Annotated in this window: 23 protein-coding genes and 1 tRNA gene; 15 read left to right on the forward strand and 9 right to left on the reverse strand. The window is 69.7% G+C overall.

Features of this window, described 5'->3' with window-relative positions:
- Position 1: 1 nt before the first annotated feature.
- The 3 genes from ACFO0B_RS00910 to ACFO0B_RS00920 are packed head-to-tail and all read right to left on the reverse strand — an operon-like array spanning position 2 to position 3274.
- On the reverse strand, positions 2–1342 hold the full coding sequence (locus ACFO0B_RS00910; protein WP_378610312.1) for a Y4yA family PLP-dependent enzyme: 1341 nt from the start codon (positions 1340–1342) through the stop codon (positions 2–4).
- The gene (locus ACFO0B_RS00915; protein WP_378610313.1) at positions 1333–2328 is read right to left on the reverse strand and encodes an ornithine cyclodeaminase family protein; all 996 of its coding nucleotides are present in this window, start codon (positions 2326–2328) and stop codon (positions 1333–1335) included. The genes ACFO0B_RS00910 and ACFO0B_RS00915 overlap by 10 nt, the downstream gene beginning before the upstream one ends.
- Positions 2315–3274, reverse strand: coding sequence for a TauD/TfdA family dioxygenase (locus ACFO0B_RS00920; protein WP_378610314.1), 960 nt, complete (start codon positions 3272–3274; stop codon positions 2315–2317). Before ACFO0B_RS00920 ends, ACFO0B_RS00915 begins: the two co-directional genes overlap by 14 nt.
- A gap of 736 nt (positions 3275–4010) precedes the next feature.
- Here ACFO0B_RS00920 and ACFO0B_RS00925 point away from each other — a divergent pair.
- The 9 genes from ACFO0B_RS00925 (at position 4011) to ACFO0B_RS00965 (ending at position 10586) form a co-directional block, all read left to right on the forward strand.
- A complete protein-coding gene (locus ACFO0B_RS00925) occupies positions 4011–4745 on the forward strand; it encodes a lytic transglycosylase domain-containing protein (protein WP_378610315.1) in 735 nt (244 codons plus the stop codon).
- Between the two features lie 108 nt (positions 4746–4853).
- Positions 4854–6140, forward strand: a complete 1287-nt coding sequence (gene eno / locus ACFO0B_RS00930; RefSeq protein ID WP_378610316.1) for a phosphopyruvate hydratase — start codon at positions 4854–4856, stop codon at positions 6138–6140.
- A gap of 23 nt (positions 6141–6163) precedes the next feature.
- Positions 6164–6757 carry an FtsB family cell division protein gene (locus tag ACFO0B_RS00935; RefSeq protein ID WP_378610317.1) on the forward strand — a complete coding sequence of 198 codons (594 nt, stop codon included), beginning with the start codon at positions 6164–6166 and terminating at the stop codon, positions 6755–6757.
- Positions 6754–7281: a DUF501 domain-containing protein gene (locus ACFO0B_RS00940; protein ID WP_378610318.1), complete on the forward strand. Its 528-nt coding sequence runs from the start codon at positions 6754–6756 to the stop codon at positions 7279–7281. Before ACFO0B_RS00935 ends, ACFO0B_RS00940 begins: the two co-directional genes overlap by 4 nt.
- Positions 7278–8225 (forward strand): Ppx/GppA phosphatase family protein, encoded by a 948-nt coding sequence (locus tag ACFO0B_RS00945; RefSeq protein ID WP_378610319.1) that lies wholly within the window; start codon positions 7278–7280, stop codon positions 8223–8225. Before ACFO0B_RS00940 ends, ACFO0B_RS00945 begins: the two co-directional genes overlap by 4 nt.
- Before the next feature lie 2 nt (positions 8226–8227).
- Positions 8228–8884: a histidine phosphatase family protein gene (locus ACFO0B_RS00950; protein ID WP_378610320.1), complete on the forward strand. Its 657-nt coding sequence runs from the start codon at positions 8228–8230 to the stop codon at positions 8882–8884.
- A 44-nt stretch (positions 8885–8928) separates the two neighbouring features.
- The gene (locus ACFO0B_RS00955; protein ID WP_378610321.1) at positions 8929–9585 is read left to right on the forward strand and encodes a HemK2/MTQ2 family protein methyltransferase; all 657 of its coding nucleotides are present in this window, start codon (positions 8929–8931) and stop codon (positions 9583–9585) included.
- Positions 9563–9781 carry a CDGSH iron-sulfur domain-containing protein gene (locus ACFO0B_RS00960; RefSeq protein ID WP_378610322.1) on the forward strand — a complete coding sequence of 73 codons (219 nt, stop codon included), beginning with the start codon at positions 9563–9565 and terminating at the stop codon, positions 9779–9781. Before ACFO0B_RS00955 ends, ACFO0B_RS00960 begins: the two co-directional genes overlap by 23 nt.
- 172 nt (positions 9782–9953) lie before the next feature.
- Complete coding sequence (locus ACFO0B_RS00965; protein ID WP_378610323.1) at positions 9954–10586, forward strand: hypothetical protein; 633 nt, start codon at positions 9954–9956, stop codon at positions 10584–10586.
- Here ACFO0B_RS00965 and ACFO0B_RS00970 read toward each other — a convergent pair.
- Together ACFO0B_RS00970 and ACFO0B_RS00975 are read right to left on the reverse strand one after the other, a co-directional pair.
- Positions 10568–11569 (reverse strand): iron-containing redox enzyme family protein, encoded by a 1002-nt coding sequence (locus ACFO0B_RS00970; RefSeq protein WP_378610324.1) that lies wholly within the window; start codon positions 11567–11569, stop codon positions 10568–10570. The two genes, ACFO0B_RS00965 and ACFO0B_RS00970, sit on opposite strands and share 19 nt — an antisense overlap.
- Positions 11570–11597: 28 nt before the next feature.
- A complete protein-coding gene (locus tag ACFO0B_RS00975) occupies positions 11598–12056 on the reverse strand; it encodes an SRPBCC family protein (protein WP_378610325.1) in 459 nt (152 codons plus the stop codon).
- 86 nt (positions 12057–12142) lie between these two features.
- On the opposite strand from ACFO0B_RS00975, the gene ACFO0B_RS00980 reads away from it, so the two are divergent.
- The 4 genes from ACFO0B_RS00980 to ACFO0B_RS00995 all read left to right on the forward strand — a co-directional run bounded on the left by ACFO0B_RS00980 (position 12143) and on the right by ACFO0B_RS00995 (position 15801).
- Positions 12143–13612, forward strand: coding sequence for a peptide MFS transporter (locus ACFO0B_RS00980; RefSeq protein ID WP_378610326.1), 1470 nt, complete (start codon positions 12143–12145; stop codon positions 13610–13612).
- A 19-nt stretch (positions 13613–13631) separates the two neighbouring features.
- Positions 13632–15116 carry an amino acid permease gene (locus tag ACFO0B_RS00985; RefSeq protein ID WP_378610327.1) on the forward strand — a complete coding sequence of 495 codons (1485 nt, stop codon included), beginning with the start codon at positions 13632–13634 and terminating at the stop codon, positions 15114–15116.
- A 7-nt stretch (positions 15117–15123) separates the two neighbouring features.
- Positions 15124–15657 (forward strand): hypothetical protein, encoded by a 534-nt coding sequence (locus tag ACFO0B_RS00990; RefSeq protein ID WP_378610328.1) that lies wholly within the window; start codon positions 15124–15126, stop codon positions 15655–15657.
- Between the two features lie 67 nt (positions 15658–15724).
- Positions 15725–15801: transfer RNA gene (locus ACFO0B_RS00995), tRNA-Leu, on the forward strand.
- A 45-nt stretch (positions 15802–15846) separates the two neighbouring features.
- On the opposite strand, the gene ACFO0B_RS01000 is transcribed toward ACFO0B_RS00995, so the two are convergent.
- Positions 15847–17250, reverse strand: a complete 1404-nt coding sequence (locus ACFO0B_RS01000; protein WP_378610329.1) for a hypothetical protein — start codon at positions 17248–17250, stop codon at positions 15847–15849.
- Between the two features lie 157 nt (positions 17251–17407).
- Between ACFO0B_RS01000 and ACFO0B_RS01005 the strand changes: the two genes are divergently transcribed.
- A complete protein-coding gene (locus ACFO0B_RS01005; protein WP_378610330.1) occupies positions 17408–17623 on the forward strand; it encodes a hypothetical protein in 216 nt (71 codons plus the stop codon).
- Between the two features lie 448 nt (positions 17624–18071).
- The gene (locus tag ACFO0B_RS01010; RefSeq protein ID WP_378610331.1) at positions 18072–18281 is read left to right on the forward strand and encodes a DUF6374 family protein; all 210 of its coding nucleotides are present in this window, start codon (positions 18072–18074) and stop codon (positions 18279–18281) included.
- Here ACFO0B_RS01010 and ACFO0B_RS01015 read toward each other — a convergent pair whose 3' ends face one another.
- The 3 genes from ACFO0B_RS01015 to ACFO0B_RS01025 are packed head-to-tail and all read right to left on the reverse strand — an operon-like array spanning position 18282 to position 21028.
- Positions 18282–18680, reverse strand: coding sequence for a hypothetical protein (locus tag ACFO0B_RS01015; RefSeq protein WP_378610332.1), 399 nt, complete (start codon positions 18678–18680; stop codon positions 18282–18284).
- The gene (locus tag ACFO0B_RS01020) at positions 18677–19354 is read right to left on the reverse strand and encodes a hypothetical protein (protein ID WP_378610333.1); all 678 of its coding nucleotides are present in this window, start codon (positions 19352–19354) and stop codon (positions 18677–18679) included. Before ACFO0B_RS01020 ends, ACFO0B_RS01015 begins: the two co-directional genes overlap by 4 nt.
- 60 nt (positions 19355–19414) lie before the next feature.
- Positions 19415–21028 (reverse strand): uracil-DNA glycosylase, encoded by a 1614-nt coding sequence (locus tag ACFO0B_RS01025; protein WP_378610334.1) that lies wholly within the window; start codon positions 21026–21028, stop codon positions 19415–19417.
- Positions 21029–21033 lie beyond the last annotated feature (5 nt).

The following is a 21033-nucleotide window of genomic DNA, read 5'->3' on the forward strand; positions in this document are numbered from 1 at the left end:
CTCAGGCGGGGGCCGCGTCGAGGCGCCAGCGCAGCGCCTCCCCGTGCTCGGTGAGCACGATCTTCGGCGGCACGGGAAGGTCGTGGAAGGCGGACTCGTTCGAATCCATCTGGTACCCGGCGGTGTTCGGGTAGATCAGCAGGTCGCCGGGCTCGGCCCGGCGGGGCAGCGGCACCCGGCGGCGGCTGAGCATGTCGGAGTCGAGGCAGGTGGCCGCGCCGACGCTGGTCGGGGTGCGGACGCCGGGTCGCGGCGGCCACAGCACCGGGTCGGGCAGGTATTCGCTGTCGAACCACTGCTCGGAGAGGCTCAGGCTGGTGCCGTCGACGGTGAGCAGGTCGTAGGGCTCGCCGCCGGCCCGCCGCGTCTTCCGGCCCTGTACCCGGAACACGGTACAGCCGGCGCGGTCGAGCAGGGCGCGGCCCGGCTCGATGGCGAGCACGGTGTCGGCGGCGACGAGCCGCTCGGCCAGCCCGCGGTGCCGCAGGATCGCGGTGAGCATGGCCGCGCCGGGCACCGGGAAGTGGTACGGGTAGTAGGAGCCGGGCTCGGTGTCGCCGTGGAACCACTGCGGCCCGGCCGCGGCGGTGAACTCGGCCCACGCCTCGGCGGGGACGTAATCGACCCCGAAGCCGCCGCCGATGGAGAGCGTGCGGGCCGGGTGCCCGCTCGCCGCCGCGCTCGCCAGCCGATCCAGCAACTCGTGCGCGAACTCCGCGCGTTGCTCGGCGTCGTAACCGGAGAGGTGGAAGCTCAGCCCCTCCCAGCGGACCCGGCCCGCGAGCCCGTCCAGCCGGGCGTGCGCCTCGTCCAGCTCGGCATCGGTGAGCCCGAACCGGCTGGTCGAGCCGGTCGGCAGGGCGCGGAGCAGGATGCGCGGCGGCGGTGCGCCGTCGGTGGCGGCCGGCAGCCGGTCCAGCTCGTCCAGCGCGTCGACCGCGATCAGCGCGCCGTGCCTGGCGGCCAGCCAGAGCAGCTCGTCCGGCTTGGCCGGGCCGGTGACGACGAGCTCACCGCCGCGCACGCCCTGGGCCAGCGCACCGACCAACTCGCCGGTGCTGGCCACGTCGATCCCGGCGCCCGCCCGCGCGCAGGCCCGCGCCACGCAGGCCGCCTTGTTCGCCTTCTTGCCGTAGTAGATCGCGCCGGTGACGCCCGCGGCCTCGAAAGCCGCCCTGAACTCGTGCACCGCGCGCTCCACCCGCTCCGGGAAGAGCACGTGGAAGGGGCCGCCGACGATGCTCGCGAGCTCGCCGAGCAGCACGGGATCAACCAGCAGCCGCTGCTCCCACCGGTCGCGGTGGGCGGGCAGCGGCGCGGCGGCGATCCCGGTCAGTCCCACAGCGGCACCTCGACGCCGCGGCCGTCCGCGATCGCGCGCTCGGCCAGCGCGTGCGCCACCGCGACATCGGTGAGGACCAGCCCGCTGTTGTAGACGAAGACCTTCTCCTCGTCGCTGCGCCTGGCCACCGCGCGCCTGGTCAGGATGCGCGGCAGCTCCGCGTCCACCGCGCGCAGCACGCCGTCGGGGCCGGCCATGTCGATGCCGGTGAGCGCCATCTGCTCGGCGCTGGTGGCGATCACCCGGTCCGCCTGCACCAGCGCCGACGGCGCGAGCCCGTACCCGACCAGCACGGCGGTGCAGCCCGGCGCCAGATCGGATGCCTCCAGCGCGACCTCGGTACCGGGCCCCGCGGTCGCGAGCACCACGTCCGCACCGCTCGCGGCCGCCACCGGATCCTCGACCACCTCGAGCAGCGCGTGCGGCTGGTGCACCGCCAGGTTCTCCTTGACCGCGGCGAGCCCGTCGGGGTGCGTGCCGTAGACCATGAGCTTGCGCAGCTGCGGATTCGCCGCGAGCAGGTGCGGCAGCGCGTTGCGGCCCTGGGTGCCGGTGCCGATCAGCAGCACGCTCTCCGCGCCGCGGCGGATGGTCTCGCGGACCAGCAGCGCCGAGACCGCAGGCGTGCGCAGCGCGCCCACCCTGGCGCAGTCCATCATGGCGATCGGCGCGCCGGTGGTGTCGTCGTAGAGCGTGATGGTGGTGTAGTACCGCTTGGTGCTGCGGTCGTGCCCGGGATCGAACTTGTACGAGGTCTTCATGGCGACCACCCGGCGCCTGCCGTCCCGGCCGAGCATGGCGTAGGCGACCGACCAGCCGTCCGGGTTGGCGACGCTCAGCTTGCGCGGATTGTCCGATTCGCCCGCGGCCAGCGCGAGATACGCCTCCTCCACCGCGCGCACCACGTCGGCGGGGCTGATCGGCACATCGGCCAGATCGCTACGGCTCAGCACACGCAGGGGCGTGCTCCGGTCACGGTTGCTCATCGCTTCCTCGATCATCGGAGGTGTCCCGTTCTGTCACCGTGCGAAACGGGGCAACGATCTGCTGCCCGTAACCATTCTCACGGTTCTCGCCGGCGCGCCTGCGCCGCTCGGGAAGACGAATATTGACGCGTTTCAGCCACCGGTCGGTGCCGTCGTAGCGCGCGGTGAACGGCACCCGGCCGTGCACCGCCACGTCGTTGTCCACCAGCAGCAGCTCGCCCGGGGCGAGCGCGGCCACCCGGCAGACCCGCTCCAGCTCCGCGCTCAGCCGGGCGTAGGCGCGGCGGAACTCGGCGTCGGCGTCGTCCAGCGGGGTGTAGGCGGGGTCGTAGCGGGTGGTGAGTCCGGTTGCGGCGGTGTCGGATTCGATATCGACCTCGGACCAGAGCGTCGGCAGCGCCGGTGCGGTCGCGCGGTCGTGCGCGTCGCCGTAGGAGACGTCGGGCAGGATCGGCAGCACCGGTTCCGCGAGCACGCGGCGTTCGGCGGCGGTGAGCTCGACCTGCCGCACCGAGGAGACGGTGGTGCCGACCATGTCGTGGTTGCGCAGGCAGCCGAGCATGAGCAGGTGCGCGCGCTCGGGGTGGAAGGCGTCCTCGGTGTGCGGGGCGAGCAGCGTGCTGCTGCTCGCGCCGGACTGCTCGTGCTCGTGCCCGGCCGCCGGGACGATGTTGTTCACCAGCCGCCCGCCCTGCTGGCCCCGCCAGCCGAACGGCTCGCCCGCCACGGCGGCGAGCAGCAGCATGGAGATATCGAGGCGCAACGAGGCCGCGGTCGGCGCGGCGGCGCCGTCCCGCCCGGCGGCGGCGCGCCAATTCGCCGGGGTGCGGCCGATTTCCGTGTCGCGGACCGGCAGCCCGCCGACGATGGCGGCGCCCGCGGAGGTGCTCGGCGGGCGCACCGCGGCCGCGATCGAGCCGGGCAGCCCGGGGGCGTAGCGCCGCACCGCCGCGACCAGCCTCGGGTCGGTCAGCGTCTCGGCGGCGACTCGATCGCCATCCAGTCCGAGTGTGATGCAAATCGCATCCGCGGCGGCACGGATCGCGGCACCGGCGGCGGGTGGGATCTCGCGTCGTTCGACGGCCTGTGGGTGAAACGTCCGACGTTCGGAGAGAACGCTTTTCACCGATTGGGGTCCCTTCTTCGGATCGAGCCGGAGGCGGATGAGACGGTTCGGGTCCGAAGGTAGTGGTTGGGGCATTAATTAAGCAAGGCTTGCCTAATTCGCAAGGGCACACATAGCGGTATGACATGACCGGAACGGGCGCCGACGATACCCTTTCGGCAACTTTCGGGCGAATTCCGGCTGCGGCGAGTCGCGCACCCGCCGGGCGGCCGGGCACGCCGAGATCGCGCGACCCTTAGGCTAGCCTGGCCTTGCCGGTTCGTCGACGGCGCACGCGGCGAGGACGTTTGTGACGCACCGGATTACGCGACACCGGTTGTCCGGAGGCTGTGTGCCGTGCCGGAGCCGAACAGCCGCCTCCGGTCCGGTCGACGGCCCTCGCGGCACCTTCGGGTTCGACTGTTCGCAGCATGGCCGACCAAGGGGCGAACTGCCCTTCGGACAGCCATTTCCGATTCCATCGATCGCCGAAGTCTCATTCCCGCGACATCGTTCTCAGCGCCGCACCGTCGCCCAGACCATCGGCTGACCTGGAGATTCCCCCATACCCGGCACAATGGACCGCGTGGTGTGGAGAAGAGCGGGCGCGGCGACGGCCATCGTGGCGACCCTGGTGCTGGCCGGGTGCGGGTTCGGGCCGGAGCGGGAGCCGCTGCCGGAGGGGATTCCACCGGGCCCGGGGACCCCGCTGCCGGTGATCGACGTGCACGCCCCGGGGCGGGCGGCGCTCCAGCTCAGGGGCTGGGCGGAGGAGCAGGCGGAGCGGATGGCGATCCCGGTGCAGGCGCTGGAGGCGTACGGGTACGCCGCGGCGGTGCTGACGAACTCGCGCCCGGACTGCGGAATCGCCTGGACCACGCTGGCCGGGATCGCGAGCGTGGAGAGCAAGCACGGCACCTACCGCGGGTCGCAGGTGGGGGAGGACGGCGTGATCCGCCCGCCGATCATCGGTATCCCGCTGGACGGCGCGCCGGGCGTCGCCAGGATCGCCGACACCGACCGCGGCGCCCTCGACGGCGACCGCGAGTTCGACCGCGCGGTCGGCCCGCTGCAGTTCATCCCGGAGACCTGGAAGCGCTGGGGCGTCGACGCCAACGGCGACGATGTGGTCGACCCGCAGAACATCGACGACGCCGCGCTCACCGCGGCCCGGTACCTCTGCGCCAGCGGCGGTGACCTCACCTCCGAGCTGGGCTGGCAGCGCGCGCTCATGACCTACAACCAGTCCAACAGCTACCTGCTCACGGTCCGCGACCGCGCCGCCGCCTACAGCATCGGCCGCCGGGTGTAATCGCGTCGGAGTGCCGGTTATCGGCCGGGCCGCAGGAACGATAGGCTCGCAGCGCACGGGTCCGTCTCGTGTGATCATGCCTGTCAGCTGCCGAAGGAGTTCGTTTTCGTGGCCATCATCGAACAGGTCGGAGCACGCGAGATCCTGGATTCTCGCGGTAACCCCACCGTCGAGGTCGAGATCGCCCTCGACGACGGCACCCTGACCAGGGCGGCCGTGCCGTCCGGCGCCTCCACCGGCGAGCACGAGGCGGTGGAGCTGCGTGACGGCGGCGAGCGCTACCTCGGCAAGGGCGTCCAGAAGGCCGTCGAGGGCGTGCTGGACGAGATCGCCCCGGCCGTGATCGGCCTGGACGCGGTCGAGCAGCGCACCGTCGACCAGGTGCTGCTGGATCTGGACGGCACCCCGGACAAGTCGCGGCTCGGCGCGAACGCCCTGCTCGGCGTCTCGCTGGCGGTGGCGCGGGCGGCCGCGGAGTCCTCCGGGCTGGAGCTCTTCCGCTACCTGGGCGGCCCGAACGCGCACGTGCTCCCGGTGCCGATGATGAACATCCTGAACGGCGGCGCGCACGCCGACACCGGTGTCGACGTCCAGGAGTTCATGGTCGCCCCGCTCGGCGCGCCGACCTTCAAGGAGGCGCTGCGCTGGGGCACCGAGGTGTACCACGCGCTGAAGTCGGTGCTGAAGAGCAAGGGGCTGGCCACCGGTCTCGGCGACGAGGGCGGCTTCGCACCGGACGTCGCGGGCACCCGGGAGGCGCTCGACCTGATCGCCACCGCGATCGGCAAGACCGGGCTCACCCTCGGTCGTGACGTCGCGCTCGCGCTCGACGTCGCCGCCACCGAGTTCTACAACTCCGGCACCGGCTACACCTTCGAGGGCACCCCGCGCACCGCGGAGGAGATGGCGCAGTTCTACGCCGAGCTGCTCACCGCCTACCCGCTGGTCTCCATCGAGGACCCGCTCTCCGAGGACGACTGGGACGGCTGGGTCGCGCTCACCGACCTGATCGGCGAGAAGGTGCAGATCGTCGGCGACGACCTCTTCGTCACCAACCCGGAGCGGCTGGAGGAGGGCATCGTCAAGGGCGCCGCCAACGCGCTGCTGGTGAAGGTGAACCAGATCGGCACCCTGACCGAGACCCTGGACGCGGTCGAGCTGGCGCACCGCAACGGCTACAAGACCATGATGAGCCACCGCTCGGGCGAGACCGAGGACACCACCATCGCCGATCTCGCGGTGGCGGTGGGCAGCGGCCAGATCAAGACCGGTGCCCCGGCGCGCAGCGAGCGGGTCGCCAAGTACAACCAGCTGCTGCGGATCGAAGACGCGCTGGGCGATTCCGCCAGGTACGCGGGCGACGTCGCGTTCCCGCGGTTCGCCTTCGAGGGCTGACATCCGGTGATCGGCGGTAGGGGATGACGGAGCGGCGGGCGCGTGGCGCCGGCCCCGGTGGCCGGGGCGATCGCCGCACGTCGCGGTCCGCCCGCTCCCGCCCCGCCGCCGATCACGCCGCCGCGAGCCGGGCGCCGCGCAGGGGCGCGGGATCGGAGAAGAAGCGCGAGCGGAAGCTCGGCGGGGGAGGCCGCCGCTCCCGCCGCGCCGACCGGCCGGAGCGCACCTTCCTCGGCCTCTCCACCGGCCGGGCGGTGATCCTGGCGATGGTGGTCTTCGGGCTCGGGCTCACCCTCGCGGTGCCGATGCGCACCTATTTCTCCCAGCGCGCCGAGGCCGTGCAGCTGGCCGAGGACCGGAAGCTGCTGGAGGCCGACGTCGCGGAGCTGCGCGATCGCCGGGTGCAGCAGCAGGATCCGGCCTACATCCGCGCCGAGGCCAGGGACCGGCTGCGGCTCGTGCTGCCCGGCGAGACCCCCTACATCGTGCAGGTGCCGGGCATCGAGGCGCCGCCGGTCGCCGCCGCGCCGACCCGCTCACGCGAACCCGACCCCTGGTACACCGACCTCTGGCGCACCCTCGACCAGCCCGCCCCCACCCCGGAAGGACCTCGGTGACCGCCCCCACCCAGCACGACCTGGAGATCGTCGCCCGGCAGCTGGGCCGGGAGCCCCGCGGGGTGCTCGGCATCGCCTACCGCACCCCGGACGGGCTGCCCGCGGTCGTGCGCACCGCCCCCAAGCTCCCGGACGGCACTCCCTTCCCGACGCTCTACTACCTGACCGACCCCCGGCTCACCGCGGAGGCGAGCAGGCAGGAATCGGCGGGCGTCATGCGCGAGATGACCGAGCGGCTCACCGCCGACCCCGCGCTGGCCGCCGCCTACCGCGCCGCGCACGAGAGCTACCTCGCCGAGCGTGACGAGATCGAGCCGCTCGGCACCGATTTCACCGGTGGCGGCATGCCGGACCGGGTCAAGTGCCTGCACGTGCTGATCGCGCACGCGCTGGCCAAGGGGCCCGGTGTGAACCCGCTGGGCGACGAGTCGGTGGCGCTCGCCGCCGAGCACGGGCTGCGCGGCACCGCGGTCCCCGCCGACTGGCCCGAGTACCGGGTCCTGCGAGAGGAGAACGAGGCATGAGCAACCGGGTAGCGGCCGTGGACTGCGGCACCAACTCCATTCGCCTGCTGATCGCCGACGTGCAGCCGGACGGCACCCTCGCCGACGTGCACCGGGAGATGCGGATCGTCCGGCTCGGCCAGGGCGTCGACGCCACCGGGGCCTTCGCGCCCGAGGCCATCGAGCGCACCCGGGTCGCGCTGGCCGATTACGCCGCCGCCATGCGCGAGGCGAAGGTCGACAAGGTGCGCATGGTCGCCACCTCCGCCACCCGCGATGCCTCGAACCGCGAGGACTTCTTCGGTATGGCCCGCGAGCTGCTCGGCACCGTCGTGCCCGGCGCCGAGGCCGAGGTCATCACCGGCGACGAGGAGGCCAGGCTGTCGTTCTCCGGTGCCATCGGCGAGCTCGCCGCCGACGAGGCGCCGTACGTCGTGGTCGACCTGGGCGGCGGCTCCACCGAGCTGGTCTTCGGCGACGCCGACGGGGTGCGCGCCGCCTTCTCCGCCGACATCGGGTGCGTGCGGATCACCGAGCGGAGCATGCCGGGGAATCCGCCTACTCCCGACCAGCTCGCCGCTGCCCGTGAGTTCGCCGCCGAGCGGCTCGCCGCCGCCTTCGCCGCGGTGCCGGTGGAGCAGGCGCGGACCTGGGTCGGGGTGGCGGGGACCATGACCACCATCGCGGCGGTCGCGTTGGAACTTCCCGAGTACGACGCCTCCAAGGTGCATCTGAGCAGGCTTTCGCTGGAGCAGGTGCACGCGGTGTCGGATCGGCTCACCGCGCTCGACCACGATCAGCGGGCCGCGCTCGGGCCGGTGCATCCGGGGCGGGTGGATGTGATCGGCGGGGGTGCGCTCATCGTCCGGGTGCTGGCCGATGAGCTGTCCCGCCGGGCGGGGATCTCCGAGCTCGTGGTCAGTGAGCACGACATCCTCGACGGGATCGCCCTCTCCATCGCCTGACCGTGCTGCGCTACCTGGAAGCCGTCCGGCACGGCCAGACGCCGATCAACGCCGCCGGTCCCGCTGGGGCACGGCCCTATCTGCCCGACTCGGAGGTCTTCCTGACCGAGCTCGGCGAGCGGCAGGCCATCGACGTCGGACGCCGCTTCGCCGCGCTCCCCGCCGACGAGCTCCCGGACCTGGTGCTCTGCTCCCCGTACCCCCGCGCCCGCCGCACCTGGGAGATCGCCGTCGCGGAGCTTCGCTCACCTCCGGAGTTCCGCGTCGACGACCGCCTGCACGACCGCGACCGCGGGCAGTTCCGCGTGATGTCGCAGGCGCGAGCCCGGCTCCTGCACCCCGACGAGGCCGCCGCGGAGGACCGCGACCCACTCGGCTACCGCCCGCCCGATGGCGAGTCTTTTCGTGACGTGGCCGACCGGGTCGGCGCCGTCGTCACCGAACTGCTCGACCCCGGTCCGGCGCGCGTGCTGATCGTCGCCCACGACGCCGTCGTGCTCATGCTCCGTCAGGTACTGGAACATCTCCCGGACGCGGAAATCCTCGCGCTGGCCGAGCGCGGACTCGCGGGCAACGGCTCGATCACCTCCTGGCAGCGGGACCCCGACGGGAACCTCCGGCTGCTCGCCTACGACGTACGCACCCATCTGACCAGCTGAAACCCGCCTGGTTTCGAGCTGATCTTGCGAGGTATCCGCGCTTCGTGCGCCTCCTCCGACTCCCGGGCGTCTACCGCCCGCAGGCCGATACCTGGTTGCTGGCACGGGCCCTCGCCGATACCGCCCTGCCCCGGAACCCCCGGGTGGTCGACATCTGTACCGGAACCGGCGCGCTGGCCATGACGGCCGCCCGCGCCGGCGCCGCCGAGGTGACCGCCGTCGACATCTCCCGCCGAGCCGTCTCCACCGTCTGGCTCAACAGCCGGGCGCGCGGCCTCCCGATCGAGCTGCTCCGCGGCGACTTCCGCGAGGTCCTGCGCGACCGCACCTTCGACGTCGTCCTCTCCAACCCGCCCTACGTCCCCTGCGCCGACCCCGACCCGGCCCGCGGCCGCGACCGCGCCTGGGACGCCGGCTTCGACGGCCGCTCGGTGCTGGACGACCTCTGCACGACGCTGTCCACCCTGCTCGCCCCCAACGGCGTCGCGCTCCTGGTGCACTCCGAGTTGTGCGACGAGCAGCGCACTTTGCGCATGCTTCGGGAATCCGGGCTCAAGGCCTCCACCGTCGCCCGCTCGCTCACCCCCTTCGGCCCGGTCATGCGCGGCCGCGCGGAGTGGCTGGAGGAGGCCGGGCTCATCGCGCCCGGGCAGCGGGTGGAGGAGCTGGTGGTGATCCGTGCCGACCGCATCGAGCAGTGAACCGGAGCGGCGGCGGGTCACCCTGGAACAAGGGGGTCCGGCGCTGATCGAGGGGCCGGTGGAGATTGTGGGGGAAGACGGATCGATCGTGACCTCCGACCGCTTCCTCGTCGCCCTCTGCCGTTGCAAACGCAGCGACATCTACCCCCTCTGCGACACCAGCCACCGCCGGCGCGCGCGCCCTACCGAGGACTGAGTGCGCTCGCTGCCGGATGGTGCGCAGCAGCAGGCCCCGCAGTAGAGTTACGCAGCCGCGTGACGCACAGGCCTGGGCGACGAGTCTCGCCGAAGGGCGAATGGAGACTTCGGTTCCCCCGGGATTCCCGGGCCGGTGTCGCGCCGCCCGTGAATTGCAGAGGGGCAGGCTAATGACCGATTCGACGACCGAAGACCGGTTGTCCGAGGCGGGCAGCGGTACGGATCGGATGCTTCGCCGACAGCGGATCACCTGGATAGTGGCTGTCCTCGCGTTTTTCGTGGCAGGAATTGCGGCGGGGCCCGCGTGGTTCATGTCGGACCGCTTCTATCGATTCGACTGGATCCCCGGGTGGGCTCTGGCCGCGTGCTGGACGGCCGCCTCGGTCCTCCTTGTGCTGCCGTGGCTGGGTCGGCGCAGAACACGCGGGTGGTTTCGGCTTGCGCTCGCCCTGGGAGTGGTGATGGTGCAGGTCTGGCTGATTTCGATGTTCGTGGCCTCGCTTTTCGCCGAGGACAGCAGAGTCGTGGCGATCGAGGTGAGTCCTGACGGGGACCACGAAATCGTCACGGAGACGTACAAGATCTACAATAACCCTCCCGGCTGCCGCGTCTTGCTTCGCGAGCGCGGCGGGCTGTTCAGCAGACAGGCCCCTGTGTGGGACGAGAAAGAGTGCCCGCAGCGCGTGTCCTTCGCCGGCGAAGCGGCGATCACCCTCACCGAGCTGGGCTCTGTGACGCCGCAGACGACGGCCTTCGACGTCGAGCGAATGCAGGTCGCCCTGATCTACGGCCACTCCAGCTGATCGAGCAGGGAACTCTTCCCTGCCTTCCATGCCTTTAGCAACACCCGATCCACATGCTCCTCGAGCAGGTTCGTCACCTGAATGCCGAACACCACCGACTCGGTGAGCTCCGGCTCCTCGGCCACCAGCGGCGCGATCACCTGATGCCGCATGACCTGCTCGTGCACCGCATCCGCCTCGACATGCTCCGCATAGAACCGCACGCACTCCGGCGCGGCTTCCAGCCGCTCGAGCACGGACACCATCCGCCGCGACCCGGGCGACGACGTGATCTCCACCGTCGCGAAGTGCCCGACGAGCGCCCCGCGCAACTCCCGGTGCAGCCCGAACAGCGACATCATGTTCACCAGCGCCAGCATCGGCGCGGGCACCACGTCCAGGTAGTGCAGGTACCCGTCATCGAGCCCGGCAGCGGCCATCAGATCCGCGTAGAGCTTGGCGTGTACGCGGTCGGCGTGCCCGCCCCCGTACTCGTCGAACTCGACCGCCACCAGTGAAGCCTTCGACTGACCCCGCAGCCGCGGAATAGCCCAGGCGTACGGGTCCGCCTCCTTGTGGTGGTAGATCGACCGGTGCGTGAAGTACTCGCGCACATGCCACCACTCGGCCCGCTCCAGCAGGAAGGCGCCGACCCCGGCGGGCTCACCCGGCTGCACCAGCAGCGCGTTCAGCTCGGCATCCAGATCGGCACCGCCGGGCACGTCGGCGCGCATGGCGGCCAGGAAGCGCTGCTCCAGCTCCGCGCGGGCCGCGAGCAGCCCGGGATCCCACTCCCACCCCGGGGCCACCCCGTCGAAGCCCTGGTAGTGCAGCTCGTACAGGGTGTAGAGCGCGAGGTGCAGATCGTCCCCGTACGGATCGGCATCGGCCGCGGCGAGTGAAACGGGGGTGCCCGGCTCCGAGCGCAGCGCGGTGAGCACGGCATCGGAGAGCGCACCCCGGGCGCGCGGCAGGGCGAGACGGGTGCGAACGCTGGTCGTCATGGTGGACGATTACCCCGATACCACGGCTCTACCGCATCCCCGAGCCCTTGTCCGCCCGACCGTTCATCAGGTCGGCGAGGCGCTGCAGCGACTCCTTGTTCCGCGGCGTGAGCAGCAGCGCCTGGAGGCGGTCCGGCATAGCGACGCCGGGGCCCTTGACCGCCTTCTCCGCCATCTCGATGCGCGTGCGGTCCTGCCCCTCCTCGTGCAGCCGCAACCGGATGTAGGCGGAGCCCAACGGCCACAGCCGGGCCTCCAGCTCCAGCGAATAGGGCTGCTCGACAGCGCGGACGGTGGTGTAGTCCTGCATGGTGAGCGGCCACGGCCCCACGCTGTGGTGAATCCGCGACCCCACCGCGGGCCACTCCGGATCGACCGCGCGGATGTGCGAGGCGCCGACGACCCACGACGAGTACAGCCAACCATCGGTCAATGTGGCGAACGCCTCGTCGATGGGTACTTCCACGGTGATACCGATCTCGATCACGGGGGACGAATGCCCCCGCCCGACCGGGCGAAACCGGCCGGAGTGGCCTACCGGACCGAGTCGGGCGGTATGGGAAGGTGTGGCACATGGCCGAGACAGCGAACATCGAGCAAGCGGACGTTCCAGAGCGCACCTTCTTCGGGCATCCGATCGGCCTGACGAACCTCTTCGGCGTCGAGCTGTGGGAGCGCTTCTCCTTCTACGGCATGCTCACCATTCTCGGCTACTACCTGTACTACTCGGTGACCGACGGCGGGCTCGGGCTCTCGCAAGACACCGGCGTCGGCATCGTCGGGGCCTACGGCGGCCTCGTCTACCTGTCCACGGTGCTCGGTGGCTGGATCGCCGACCGGTTGCTGGGAATGGAGCGGACGGTCTTCTACGGCGGCGTCGTCGTGATGGCCGGGCACATCGCCCTCGCCGTGCTGCCGGGGTTGGCCGGGGTCGGCGTCGGGCTGGTGCTGGTCGCGCTCGGCAGCGGCGCGCTCAAGGCGAATGCCTCCTCGCTGCTCGGCACGCTCTACCCCAAGGGCGATGCCAGGGTGGACGGCGGCTTCACCCTCTTCTACCTGGGCATCAACCTCGGCGCCTTCGCCGGTCCACTGCTCACCGGGCTGCTGCAGCGCGAGTGGGGCTTCCACTACGGCTTCGGTGCGGCCGCGATCGGCATGGCGCTCGGCCTCACCCAGTACGTGATCTTCCGGCGCAACCTCGGCACCGCGGGGCGCGAGGTACCGAACCCGCTGCCGCGCGGACAGATCGGGCGGATCGCCGGGGTGCTGCTCGGGGTTGCCGCGCTGGTCGCGGTGGTCTGGGTGCTCGGCTGGGTGCGGCTGAGCAACCTGGCCGACGTCACCACCGGCGTGATCGCCGTCGCCTCGGTGCTCTACTTCGCGATCATCCTGCGCAGCCCTGAGGTGACCCCGGTGGAGCGCACCCGGGTGCGCGCCTTCATCCCGCTGTTCATCGCCAACGCGGTGTTCTGGTCGCTGTTCCAGCAGATCTTCACGGTGCTCGCGGTGTACTCGGACGAGCGGATGAACTGGTCCATCTTCGGCTGGACCGCCCCCTCCAGCTGGATCGGCTCGGTGGAGCCGGTGTGGATCATCGCGCTCTCCCCGCTCTTCGCCGCGCTCTGGACCCGGCTCGGCAGCCGCGCGCCGAGCACCCCGCGCAAGTTCGCGCTCGGCGTGCTCGGCATGGGGCTCTCGTTCTGGCTGTTCCTTCCCTTCGCCGGGGGCGAGGGGCGCAGCACCCCGGCGGTGTTCGTGCTGCTCATCATGGCCGGCTTCGCCGTCTCCGAGCTGCTGATCTCGCCGATCGGGCTGGCCGTCACCACCCAGCTGGCGCCGGAGGCGTTCCGCGCGCAGATGATGGCGCTCTACTTCTTCTCGGTCGGCTTCGGCACCTCGATGGCGGGCGTGCTGGCCGGGTACTACGAGACCGACCGCGAATTCGCGTACTTCGGGCTGATCGGCGCGGTCGCCGTCGTCGCGGGCCTGATCATGGCCGCCCTCGCACCGTGGGTGCGCAGGCACATGGAGGGCGTGCATTGATTCGAGGAACGGAGTCACCATGAGCACGACCCGCACCGGCGGATTGTTCCGGACCAAATCGGTCGAGCAGTCCATCCGCGACACCGACGATCCCGACGCCAAACTCCGCAAGGATCTGACCGCGTGGGATCTCACCGTCTTCGGCGTCGCCGTCGTTGTCGGCGCCGGCATCTTCACGCTGACCGCGCGCACCGCGGGCAATGTCGCCGGACCCTCGGTCTCGCTGGCCTTCGTCTTCGCCGCCGTCGCGTGCGGGCTGACCGCGCTCTGCTACGCCGAGTTCGCCTCCACCGTCCCGGTCGCGGGCAGCGCCTACACCTACTCCTACGCCACCTTCGGCGAGCTGGTCGCCTGGATCATCGGCTGGGACCTGATCCTGGAGTTCGCGCTCGCCGCCGCCGTCGTCGCCAAGGGGTGGTCGCAGTACCTGGGCGAGGTGTTCACCGGGGTCGAGCCGGTGATCCACCTCGGCTCGGTCGAATTCGACTGGGGCGCGGTGGTTCTGCTCGCCGTGCTGACCGTGCTGCTGGTGATCGGCACCAAGGTCTCGTCCCGGGTCTCGGCCATCGCGGTGGCCATCAAGCTCGGCGTGATCGCGCTGGTGGTCGTGGTCGGGCTGACCTACTTCGACAAGGACAACCTCTCGCCCTACATTCCGCCGTCGCAGCCGGGCGAGGGCGAGGGCGGCTTGCACCAGTCGCTCTTCTCCTGGGTCACCGGCGCCGGGAGCAGCAACTTCGGCTGGTACGGGCTGCTCGCCGCGGCCAGCCTGGTGTTCTTCGCCTTCATCGGCTTCGACGTCGTCGCCACCACCGCCGAGGAGACCAAGGACCCGCAGCGCGCCGTCCCGCGCGGCATCCTCGGCTCGCTGGCCATCGTGACCGTGCTGTACGTGGCGGTCTCGCTGGTGCTCACCGGCATGGTGCCCTACACCGAGCTGGCCGGCGACGACTCCACGCTCGCCACCGCCTTCGCGCTGAACGGCGCGGACTGGGCGCAGAAGGTGATCTCCATCGGCGCGCTCGCCGGGCTCACCACCGTGGTCATGGTGCTGTTCCTCGGCCAGACCCGGGTGCTCTTCGCCATGTCCCGCGACGGCCTCATGCCGCGCGGGCTCGCCAAGACCGGCCGCTTCGGCACCCCCGCGCGGCTCACCGTGCTGGTCGGCGTGGTGTGCATGGTGCTCGCCGGTTTCGTGCAGTTCGGCACGCTGGAGGAGATGGTGAACATCGGAACGCTCTTCGCGTTCGTGCTGGTCGCCATCGGGGTGCTGGTGCTGCGCCGCACCCGGCCGGAGCTGGAGCGCGGTTTCCGGGTGCCGCTGGTGCCGTTCGTCCCGATCCTCGGCGTGCTCGCCTGCCTGTGGCTGATGGTCAACCTCTCGGTGGAGACCTGGGTGCGCTTCCTGCTCTGGATGGTGATCGGCCTGCTGGTGTATTTTGCCTACGGACGACGGCATTCCCTGCTCAATCGCACGGCGACATCGAGTCCCGCTTCGGAATAGAGGCATCATGCGAAACCTGTGGAGACGGCGCTCTCGCGAACCGCAGCCCGTTCCGCGCCGCCTCCCCGGGGTCACGCAGGTCAACGACTGGATCGACGCCGTCGCCACCGGCCTCTGCGACCACCGCCGGGAGCCGGAGGCCGCGGCCGCCCGCGCCTGCGACGCGCTCTTCACCGCCGCCACCGTCGCCGCCGTCATGGTCGAGCGCGGCAAGCCGTGCCCCGAGTACCGCGCGGTGCACCAGCGCTGCCTCACCGGCGCCATCGAGTTCATGAAGGTGCTCGGCGAGGACACCCTGCGCAGGCACCGCGTGCAGACCCGCACCCCGCTCGGCTGGGACGAACTCGGCCCCGCCGACGCGGTGACCATCGCCGAGCACCTCACCGGCCTCGGCGAAGCACTCCAGATCGCTCTGTGCGCTCTGACCACCGACCCGCGGCTCGGCCCCGACCTCCGCGAGATCGCCGACGTGCACGGACTCCCCGCCGCCTCCGTCATCGTCGACTCCTGCTTCTTCATCCGCGCCGACCCGGCGGTGTGAGTTCGGTATCGGACCCAGCGGTCGAATTCCGGTACAGGCGTACGGGTCCGGTACTCTTCTCCGGGGCGCCCCCATAGCCCAATTGGCAGAGGCAGCGGACTTAAAATCCGCCAAGTGTCGGTTCGAGTCCGACTGGGGGCACCACCTCCCGACCAGGCTGTCGCGCTGTCGGGTCGCGCTGCGCGCAGGCTACTTCGATGCTCCCTCCTTGATGGCCGCTATGAAGTCTCGCACCAGGATGAGCCGGGTTGGTAAATTGCTGTCCAGGGCGGAGATCAGGACAATGGAAATCCAGGCCAAAGCGAAAACTACCATTCCGTTCGCAATAGTGCTGCCGCCGACATCGATGCCGAGAAATTTGACGCAGATTATGAGGGAAATCGGTATGAGTCCGCCGAGCAGGCTGCGTATCAGTGCAAATGCGGCTCGGAACTTCAGTGAGAGCGACGGTCTCTTGACCTTATCTACTGTGGGGAGATCATGATAGTGGCCTAGAGCAATGGCGACAATCGACTCCTGCAGAAGCTGACACAGATCCTCCTGTGTGCTTCGCCCGGGGAGTGCCACCCACAGCGTGTAGGATTTGAAGACCTCCGCGGCCTGATAGCACCTTCCGGAGATCACCGATCGGTCGAACGTGGCGAGGCGGCGATACTGGCGCGGAGTGCTGCGGTAGAGGCTTTCGGCGGCTTGGCGCAGGGTCCCGATGGCCTCCAATTTGATAGCGTCTGTTGCGAGTGCGCCCTCTTTTCGGAGGAGTGAGTAGGCGTGCAGCAGATGCCGATTTACGGAGTAGAGAGCCTCATCGGTGGCGACCCGGTCCAGCAGCAGCCAGCGGCCGAGCGACACGAACATTGCTGTAAAGATACCCGCCAATGCCGCTGTTCCGATGGCAGTCATGAAGACGAGTGGAATGTGTCTTGTGTTTTCGGTGAGTCCCTCGATGCCGCGGAGAGAAGCTTTGGCGGTCTTCGAGACGGAGTAATCGAACGAGCGTATCGGCAGGATCAGAAATATGATCACGGTGGCCAGAGCGAGAAATTTGGCGGACCTGGATCTGATGAGAGCCGGTCGGCGGGAACTCGCGAAGAAGCTCAGCGTGTAGGTCAGTGGATGTGCGATGCACAGACCGACGGCGACGAGCGCGGCCCACCACGTGTTGATCGCCGCGCTACCGCTCGGATATGTTCCGGACAATATCAATATCGCAAGGGGGGCGCCTGCATGGGCGAAAGCGATGAAGAATGTTATCGGCAAAATTATGGCGAAGAAGTACAGCGAAGAAAGTGTCCAGCGCCGGCACTGCTTTATGCTGCCGCGGCCGTAGTTTCGCGCGATCGCCCTGGAGATCGCCTCCGGCTCCACCTCGTTCAGCATCGCCAGTAGTAGCTTCTCGTTCTCTCTATCGGGTTTTCTCAAGCGCACGTAGTCGCTGCGGATGATTTTGAACAAGAAGCCGTGGAGCAGCCGTGCCGGCCCGGCGAATCTGCAGGGATCGTGCGTGTCGGTGTCGGTGTCGGTGTCGGTCGAGCGCGACTCGAGGTCGTCGTCGATCGACTGCCGGCGGTGTTCGTCGGTGCTGCTTTCGGTCATATTTCTACCCCCCCTTCGAGAATGATGCCGCAGAATATACGACATCGAGTAGCGGCCGGCTCGCCCCTCCGGCCCGGAGTTCGAAGTTCATTCGAACGATCGACAGAGCGCCAGGGGGTGCCGTGCTACTTTCTTTCGAAACGAGAGGGGTAAAGCGGTGGCGTGGGGTAACAAGGGCCGGACCGACGTGCAGGTGCCGGTCGAGTTCGATATCGCAGGGAGAACGTACCGAGTCGAGATGACCGAGGCTGAAGTCAGCCCGTATTACGTCGCCAATGCGTTGTTGAAAGAAGTATCTGTCAAGACGGATCTGCTCACCGGTCAGCAGGTGGTCATCAATTGGTCGCTGGTCGGAGTGATCCGTAAATTGTGACGCGTGCGGAGATTTCCGGAATCGCTTCATCGGCCGGCATGATGCCGGCGTCGATCGGACGGGCGGTCGAGACGCTGTGGGAGTACAACCGGCTGCGGCACGAGCGGCGAGTGACCGATTGGGGGGACCGGGCTCGGTAGCCACGATGCGAGCGTCGCGAGCCATGCTGCGGAGCTGTATCGCGGCGGACTGATTCCGCTGGTCGTCTTCAGCGGGCAACCATGCCGATCGCCGCGTTTCGATTGTAGGTGTCGAGATTCGGGAACGCAGGGAGCGGGTCGAGCAAGCCCGCGGTCAGGAGTAATCGGGTGGCGCGTGCCCCGGCGAGCGCGGAGGGCGGTGCGGGCGCCGAGGCTGTGCGCGATGATCACCGGCTCGATGGCGCGGCTCGCCGAACTGATCGACTGATCGACTCGAACATATGTTCGCCAGGGTGTAGCGTCGTGCCATGCCTGAGCTATCCCCACTCGATCGGGCCACCGAGACCCTGCGGCAGACGCAGCGGCAGTTGCTCGACGCGGCAGCCTTCGGCAAGCAGCTCTCGCCCGAGCAGCTCGAGCGCGCGGCCGGTCGGATCGGGGAGGCACTGCGGGCCTACGCGGGGGCCGCGGCGGAGCCTGCGCGGCACGTCTGCGACCGGCCGCGCAGGCACCGGTGATCAGCGGCCGCCGGTGACCTGCGCGTAGGAGTCGGCGACCAGGAAGCCGGTGTGCTCCATCACGACCAGGACCGGGAGGGGATGGTCGAGGAGCGGGCGGATGCCCTGCTCCAGGCGGTAGTGGAACGCTGCCGCGGCGGGGACGTCGTGCTCGGTGATCTCGCCGTTCTCGTCGCGGTACGAGCGGTGCGGGGTGAGCAGCACGGAATCCGGGCCGCTCGGTGTCCAGCGGAACAGGACGCAGTCGGAAGAGCCGGGCCTCGCGTACGCTACCGAACCCTCACCGTCCGGGCGGAACACGAGCTCTTCGTCCTGCAACGAGGAGTGGTACCCGTAGTCGGAACTCCAGGTACCGATCAATTCGTCAGCCCAGTCCTGGGTATCGACTGGCCTGCTCATTCCACCGACTTGGCGGTTTCGACGGCTTTGCGAGTCGCCGTGATCACGCTTCGCGCGAAGAGAACGTTTCCGCCCGCCCCGATTGCAGCACCGATTCCGAAGGGGGCAGCCTTCCCGATCACCAGAATTCCCTGCTTCGTGCCGTACTTGGTCACAAAGTTGCGACCCAGCACTTTGTTAACCGAGCGGATGGTGGTCATCGGCACCGATTCGGCCAGGAGTTTGCCCAGGTGAGAGCCGGTTCGTGCGGCGGCCTTGCCGGTCAAGGATGAACCGCTTCCACCGGCGAGCACGGTGAGAACCACGGCCTTCTGGTGCTCCAGATCATCAATCCGAACCCCATGCACATGGAGCACGGCCAGCACGTGGGCAGCGGAGGCGCTGAGAAACCAGGACGCATCGCCAGCTGTCATAGCTACAGCAGCGGCTGTACCTGCTCCAGGGACCGCAGCGGCTCCTCCTGTCGCAGCGCCCGTTGCAGCAACGGAAGAAAGCAGCATGGTCTCCAGCTTCTTCACGAGCTGCTCAGGGGTGGCGTCCGGATGCCGCTCGCGCAACCGCTGCACTCGCGTTCGCAGAACGTCGTTGGCCTTCATCAGAGCGCGATCGACGAGGGCGAGTTCTTTCGACTGCGTGCCCTCTTCCTTACTCCAGTCAAAGCTGTCGTTGTCCACTGCACACTCTCATTCGTGGAGCCAGGTACATGGATCGAGAGTTGTTGCCAGGGGAGAGAGTCACTCGACGAGGTGCTCCGCGGCTTTGGCGAAGTCGCTGCGCAGTTTGTCCTCGCGCTGGGCGCGGACCGCTTCGTCCTGGGTGAAGAGCGCCTGCTTGCTGGTGTGGTAGGTCGGGATGACGATGAGTTTGCTCGCGACCTCGGGGTGCTGGCGCTCGAAGCGGCGCCAGGCGGCTTGGGCGTCGAGGCCGTGGGCCAGGACGACCTTCAGCTTCGGGAGCAGGGCGATGACCTGTTCGAGGGGGGCGATGCCGCGGTCGATGTCGGCGGTGGAGGGCTTGCGGGTGGTGTACCAGGGGTAGGCGTTCCAGGTGATCAGGTCGCCGATGCGGAGGCCGGAGGTCTGGAAGAACTCCAGGTAGCGCTCGGCGGCCTGGTCGTCGTTCTCCAGGGAGAGGAGTCCGCTGCTCTGCTGGCCGGAGCGGGTTCTCGGGCCGGGGTCGCGGAAGAGGGAGAGGACGCGGGCTTCGGTGCCGCCGTAGACCGGGGCGAGGTAGGGGAGGGGTTCGCCACTCTCCTCGGTGAGACGGTCGACGAGGTGGTTGAAGGGGGCGATGGAGCCTTCGTAGCGGGCGGCGAACTGTTCGTCGCGGTAGGTGCTGTCCGCCAGGCGGCGGGGGGTGAGGGGGCGCTCCTCGACCTGGGGGGCGGCGGCCTTGCGCGCTGTCTTACGCGGGGTGGTCGACTTCGCTGCCGCGGTCTTCTTCGCCGGTGCCTTGCTCGCCGACTTCGCCGGGACGGGTTCGCTCGGCGCCGCAGCCGGATCGGTCGCCTCGGGTGCGGTCACCACGTCCTGCACCGCCGCCGCCTTCGCTGCCGTGGTCTTCCTGGCTGCGGTTTTCTTGGCCGGGGTGCTCGGGTCAACCGTCTTCGCCGCCGCCTTCTTGCGCGGAGCGGTCTTCTTGGCCGGAGCGGGCGCGGCGGATTCGACCGCGGAGGGCTGGGTCGGGTCGACCTGCTCTGCCGGAGGTGTCGCGGCAGTGGCCGGGGCGGTTGTGTCCGAAGGCGCGGTGCCGGCTTCGGTCGCCGTAGCCGCCGGAGTGCTCGGCGCATCCGCGTCGGGGGCCTCACCCGTGCGCTCGGCAACCCCGACAGAGCCGTTGGTCGACGCGACCCCGTCCGCCGTGGCGTTCTCGTCGGAATTCGTCGGCGCGACCTCGGTCCGCGCGCCGTCGGCAGGCGCGGCGTGAGTCGCTTCGGCGCCAGTGGCGGCAATCGGCGCCGAGGACGGAGCGGCAGCCGCAGCATCAGCGTGCTCGGCCGTGGTCTCGGGCGCTTCGGCGGCGGCGGGACTGGCCTGCTCGGCCACTGGAGCGACTGGCTCGTCCGCGGAAGTGGTCGGCTTGTCCGCGAGCGCGGTCGGCTCGTCCGCGGGAGCGCTCTCGGCCGCGGAACTCGTCGGTTCGGTCACCGGTGCGTCGGCGGCAGCCGCGGTATCAGCGGGCGCGGCGGTCACCGCGGCGGCCTCGGCCTGCCCCGAGCTCGCCGACGTAGCGGATGCGATATCAGCGGAATCGGCGACACCATCCGCCGAAGAATCCTTCTTCCAGAACATCAAGGCCGCGATAGCGCGCTTGGTCACCCCGCGGGGCGCGTTCCTGCCGGTGGACATCGAGT

The organism is Nocardia jiangsuensis, assembly GCF_042650385.1.
Taxonomy (GTDB): Bacteria; Actinomycetota; Actinomycetes; order Mycobacteriales; family Mycobacteriaceae; genus Nocardia; species Nocardia jiangsuensis.